This is a genomic window from Kitasatospora sp. NPDC056181, assembly GCF_042266225.1.
Classification (GTDB): Bacteria; Actinomycetota; Actinomycetes; order Streptomycetales; family Streptomycetaceae; genus Kitasatospora.
On the sequence record NZ_JBHJUK010000209.1, the window covers coordinates 6,701 to 11,746 of the forward strand.

Sequence of the window (5,046 nt, forward strand, 5' to 3'; positions counted from 1 at the left end):
GTTGGCTTGTTTTTTTTTTTATATTCACCCCGCCCCCCCCGGGGGGGCCGCCCCCCCCCCCCCCCCCGGGCCGGCGCAGGGGGGGGGGGGGGCGCCCCCCCGCCTGCCGGGGCCCGCCCCCCGCCACACCACGGCCCGCAAGGCCACAGGTACCCGGCCGGCGACGGCGGCCGGGACGGCGCTGGGCCGGACCCGCCGGGCGGGCCGGACGTCGACCGGGTGCCCGGCGGGCACGAGGGACTCCATGAAGCCGCCACGGACACCGGACGGGGCCGGGCCTGCGAGCCGTGCGGCCCGGTGAAGCCCGGTGTCCGACGCGGGTCACGTGAGGCTACGGTTCCTCGCGAGCCCGTCGCTCCACCACGGGGTGATGACCTCCCCCCTGGGTGGTCAGGCGTCCGGCTGGGTGACCGTGAGCCCCCAGTGCACGTCCGGCGCCGACGCGGCCACCGCGACGTGGAAGGAACGGCCCTGTTCGGCCGTCACCACCGCCGAGCCCGTGGCGACGGCCCCGACCGGGCAGGCCACGGTGAACTCCACCGGCGTGGTGTCGCCGTAATCCGCCGTGAAGGCGACCCGCACCTCTTCCGCGCCGCCGCTGCCCGCCCGGCAGCCGACGGTGACCGTGACGGGCGGACCGGCCGGAAAGGCGCCACCGGTGACGGCCCCGCCGTCACCCACCCAGTCGGGGATCCAGATCAGCCCTTCCTGCCCCGGGTAGGACAGGATCTCCCCCGTCCCGGGCGCCCCGGGCTGCTCGGCCGCCGCTGGAGCGGCCGCCCCCGCGACCGCCGCCACCGCCGCAACCGCCGCCGCCCAGGCGAAGCTCGCACGCCTCATGGTTCTCCCCCTCCTCAGCGCCGGGCCCGGCGGCCCGACGTACCCGTACGATCTCACCCGGCACTGACAGCGCGACCCGCCAGGACAAGATGCCGGTCAGCCGGGGCCGACGGTGCCGCGTGCGTACATCAACTTCCCGGCTCCGCAGGCGAGGTGAGCCGCACCGTTCGCGACGGTCTCCAAGGCGAACCGAAGGGCTTTGAGCGGTCATGACGAAGGCCCCCTTTCCACGCGGGAGGGGTTCGGGTGCGCCGCCTCGAAGGGCGCGGTCCTGCCATGTCTCTCCCTTCAGGCCAGGACGCTCGCAGCCATGGGTGGGGTCCCGTGATGTCGCCTCAATAGATATCGACCACAACGAAGATAATCGATTATCCATCTGATCATCTATCATGTGGCCATGACCCAGACGACCCACACCTCGCCACACACCTCGCCCCCGGCGGGGAAGCAGATGCTCTCCGAGCGGGTCTACACACACCTGCGGGATGCGATCATGCGCGGGGACCACGCCCCCGGTGACGCCCTCAAACCCCAGGACCTCGCCAAAGAGCAGGGCGTGAGCCTGGCCGTCGTGCGGGAGGCGCTCGTGCGGGTGGTCGGCGAGGGCCTCGCCGACCGGCTGCCCAACCGCGGCTTTGCCGTCCCGGCCTTCTCCGACCGTCGCTGGCAGGAGATCACGGAGGCCCGCCGGACCATCGAACCGGTCATGCTGCGCATGTCCGTCGAACGCGGCGACGTGGACTGGGAAGCCCGCGTACGGGCCGCCCACCACCGTCTGGCCCGCACCCCGGCGTACGTACCGGAGGAGGGCAGGCACTACAGCAGTGCATGGGCCGAAGCCCACCGCCTGTTCCACCGCACCCTGCTGGAGGGGTGCGACAACCTCGTCCTGCTGGAGACCTTCGACCGGATGTGGACCGCGAGCGAGCTGGCCCGCCGCTGGTCGGCGCACCGCAACCCCGACCGGGACGGCCTCCTGGAACACCGCCGGCTGGAGGAGGCGGCCCTCGCCCGTGACGCCGACACCGCAGCCGAGGTCCTGACCCGGCACCTCACCCAGACCGCGGCCGGCCTGACCGACTGCCCTCACCACGAGCCTCCGAACGAAGCCTGATGCGCCTCGCCCACCCGGCCGCACGTCCACACCTGACCACTGACATCGGAGCCACGGCATGACTTCCTTCGAGGCGGGCGCGGGCCGCCGCTGCCACAACGCCGTCAGCCCCCTGCACGCATCGGTGTACTTCGCACCGGAGCCGGAGGACGAACTCGCGGCACTCGGGCTGGAACGCGGAGCCATGGCCTACCTCGCGAGCCGCGCGGCACCGCTCGGGGCCGTCGACGCGGGCACCGTCACCGCGACGTTCTACAACTTCAACCACGAGCACGTGCAGCGGTACATCCCGGCCGCATGGACCGTCACCACACCGCAGGAGGTGCTCAGGGCACGGCTGCGCGGCGCGGACCGAACCCTGCAGCGGCTGCTCGGGAAGACGTCCCTCACGTCCACGGACATGACCGAGGCAGCCGAACTGGCGCTGCGCGCCACCGAGGCCTGCCGCCGAGAGGCACGGCCGCTGTACGCCGCCAACGCCGGCCTCCCCGTACCCGAAGAACCGCACCTGGCCCTGTGGCACGCCGCGACACTGCTGCGCGAGCACCGGGGTGACGGTCACCTCGCCGCCCTGACGATCGCCGGCCTGTCCGGCATCGAGGCGCTGGTGTTGCACAACGCCACCGGCACGGCACCGACGTCAGCGCTGTTCATGCGGACCCGCGGGTGGTCCGCGCAACAGTGGGACACCGCCCGGGACCAGTTGCGCGAGCGCGGCCTGCTGGACGAGGAAGGCAACCTCACGCGGGCGGGCGCGACCCTGCGCGAGGAGACCGAGGTGCTCACCGACCGCCTCGACGCCGCCCCGTACGACCACCTCGGCCCGGCCGCCACCGCACGCCTCACCGAACTGGCGGACGGATTCTCCGGAACCCTCAGAGCAGCAGGCGCCTTCCCCCCGGTGCACTTCGGCAGGGGCTGAGGAACTTCGGCAGGGGCTGAGGACAGGAGCCGGGAGCACGTCGACCACCCGGCCCGTCTCGACGTCCACGAGCACGCTGCGGCAACTGCGCAGGTCGCCGAGTGCGGCCAGGGGGCGCGGACCGACGCATCGCCAAGCGCCGGGGCGCAAGCCTCGGCGCCTGGCGGAAGCGTCGGCGCCGGGCGCAAGCGTCGGCGCCGGGCGGCGCTCCGGTCGGGCGGCACTGCGGCCAGGCGGTACTCCGGTCGACTGTACGGAGAACGCGCCGCACCGCACGGCTACCGAGGGCGGTCAACCGGTGCGCATACGTTGGCCCGCAACGGAGGTGACCCCATGACCATGAGCCGACGTGACATCAACTCCCTGAGCCCCGCCGAGCTTGACGACTACATCCACGCCCTCGGGATCCTGCGCGCACGGTCCGCGGCGAACCCGGACGACGTGACCGGCTACGACTTCCAGGCCGCACTGCACAACGACCAGTTCGTGGGCCCGTGCGAGCACGGCAACGACCTGTTCCTGCCGTGGCACCGGTCGCACCTGTACCACTTCGAGAAGCTCCTGCAGGAGTCCGACCCGCCACGGACGGCGAACGTCATGCTGCCGTACTGGGACTGGCTGCACCCGCAGTCGACGGGGAAGTTCCCGCCCGCGTTCTCGATGCCCGGGCTCGTCGAGGACCGCATCACCGCTGCCGTGGATCTGCCGCCCGACACCCTGGAGATCGTGACGACCGAGACCGACCAGGGCGCGTTCGGCGGCTTCCCGGAGGCACACCCCGGGGGCGACTTCGGGCGCCTCGAAAGCGGTCCGCACAACTTCATGCACTTCAACTTCATCGGCGGTCTGATGAAGTTCCCGAGTACAGCCGCGATGGACCCGATCTACTACAGCTTCCACTGCTTCATCGACCTGCTCTGGGCCGAATGGCAGCGGCGCAACGGAGCGCCCGCCCTCACCTCGCCCGACCACGACCTGCGCGGCTTTCTCCCCCAGGCCAAACACAAGGCCGCGGACTTCGCCGACACCGTGGCCCTGGGCTACGACTACGAGTACACGGACCAGCTGAAGACGGCCTTCGCCGTGGAGACCCCTCAGCCGGTCACCCGCCGGCTGCTGGCGACCGAGCCGTTGGCCCTGGTGTCCGCACCGAACCTCACGGCTTCGCTACGGAGCAACTCCCGAGCGGAGTTCAGCCTCGCGGCCCCGCCCGCCGAGGCCCGGAAGGTCGTGGTCCGGCTGGACGACCTGAAGGTCCCGGTCGCCGGCAGCTACGTGCTGCGCGCCTACGTCCACCCCGCCGACGTCGAGTTCCGCGCCGACGCCCCGGACTTCGCCCGCCGCTACGGCGTCGGCTACGTCGCGATGTGGAATGCACACCGCATGGCCGACGGTGGCGACCGCGCTCCCGGCCGCCACCGTGGTGCCGAACCGCACCCCCACCACCCGACCGAGTGCAACGCGCGCTTCGACATCACGGCCGTCCTCAAGGCGTCACACGCCGCCCCCGAGTCCCTGGTGCTGACGCTCCAGTACGTGCCGGCGAACGGCCCCGACGGGCAGCCCGAGGAGCCGGCCGGACTGCTCGACGAAATCGCGCTGAAGGATGTCCTGATGGAGGTGTACAGCTGAAATGCGCACTCCTGTCTTCGAGCTCCACATCCAACCCATGTTCCGGGCGATCGACCGGGAACACATGACCTTCGCGGTCGACCTCTGGGACTACGACTCCGTGGTCGCGAACGCCGACGAGATCCTCTCCCGGGTCGACGGCGGCGGCATGCCGCCGGACGGGTCCGGCGGGCCCTGGCCGGAGGAGTGGGTCGCCGTGTTCCGCCGTTGGAACGAGAGCGGGCACAAACGCCTCCAGCTCGGCACCGCGACCTTCGCCTTCAGCCACTCCGGCACCACCAACAACGTCACCGCGACCGGCACCTTCCCGGCCGCCGGATTCACCGGCTGGCTCCAGCTGGAGAACGAGACCGACAGCGCGAAGACGTACGTCCTCTACTACGAGGCCCCGGACGCGCCCGTCCCCGGTGTACCCGCCGCTTTCACCCTGAAGGAACGCTACCGAGACACCGACGCCCGTTCCGTGTTCGTGCGGGACAACACGGGTGTGCAGCAACTGCACTGAGCCGGACCGCGGCGGCCCCGGGGTGACCACCCC

The 5,046-nt window shown here is 71.6% G+C and carries 5 protein-coding genes; 4 read left to right on the forward strand and 1 reads right to left on the reverse strand.

The window, feature by feature from the left end; genetic code table 11:
- Window positions 1–390 precede the first annotated feature (390 nt).
- The gene (locus ACFC1F_RS40165; protein WP_376166332.1) at window positions 391–840 is read right to left on the reverse strand and encodes a hypothetical protein; all 450 of its coding nucleotides are present in this window, start codon (window positions 838–840) and stop codon (window positions 391–393) included.
- 397 nt (window positions 841–1,237) lie between these two features.
- Here ACFC1F_RS40165 and ACFC1F_RS40170 point away from each other — a divergent pair, with 397 nt between their 5' ends.
- The 4 genes from ACFC1F_RS40170 to ACFC1F_RS40185 all read left to right on the forward strand — a co-directional run bounded on the left by ACFC1F_RS40170 (window position 1,238) and on the right by ACFC1F_RS40185 (window position 5,013).
- Window positions 1,238–1,954, forward strand: a complete 717-nt coding sequence (locus tag ACFC1F_RS40170) for a GntR family transcriptional regulator (RefSeq protein ID WP_376166334.1) — start codon at window positions 1,238–1,240, stop codon at window positions 1,952–1,954.
- 58 nt (window positions 1,955–2,012) lie between these two features.
- On the forward strand, window positions 2,013–2,876 hold the full coding sequence (locus ACFC1F_RS40175; protein ID WP_376166336.1) for a hypothetical protein: 864 nt from the start codon (window positions 2,013–2,015) through the stop codon (window positions 2,874–2,876).
- Window positions 2,877–3,209: 333 nt separating this feature from the next.
- Entirely contained in the window at window positions 3,210–4,508 is a 1,299-nt protein-coding gene (locus ACFC1F_RS40180; RefSeq protein ID WP_376166338.1) for a tyrosinase family protein, read from the forward strand.
- A 1-nt stretch (window position 4,509) separates the two neighbouring features.
- Window positions 4,510–5,013, forward strand: coding sequence for a hypothetical protein (locus ACFC1F_RS40185; protein ID WP_209412808.1), 504 nt, complete (start codon window positions 4,510–4,512; stop codon window positions 5,011–5,013).
- Window positions 5,014–5,046 lie beyond the last annotated feature (33 nt).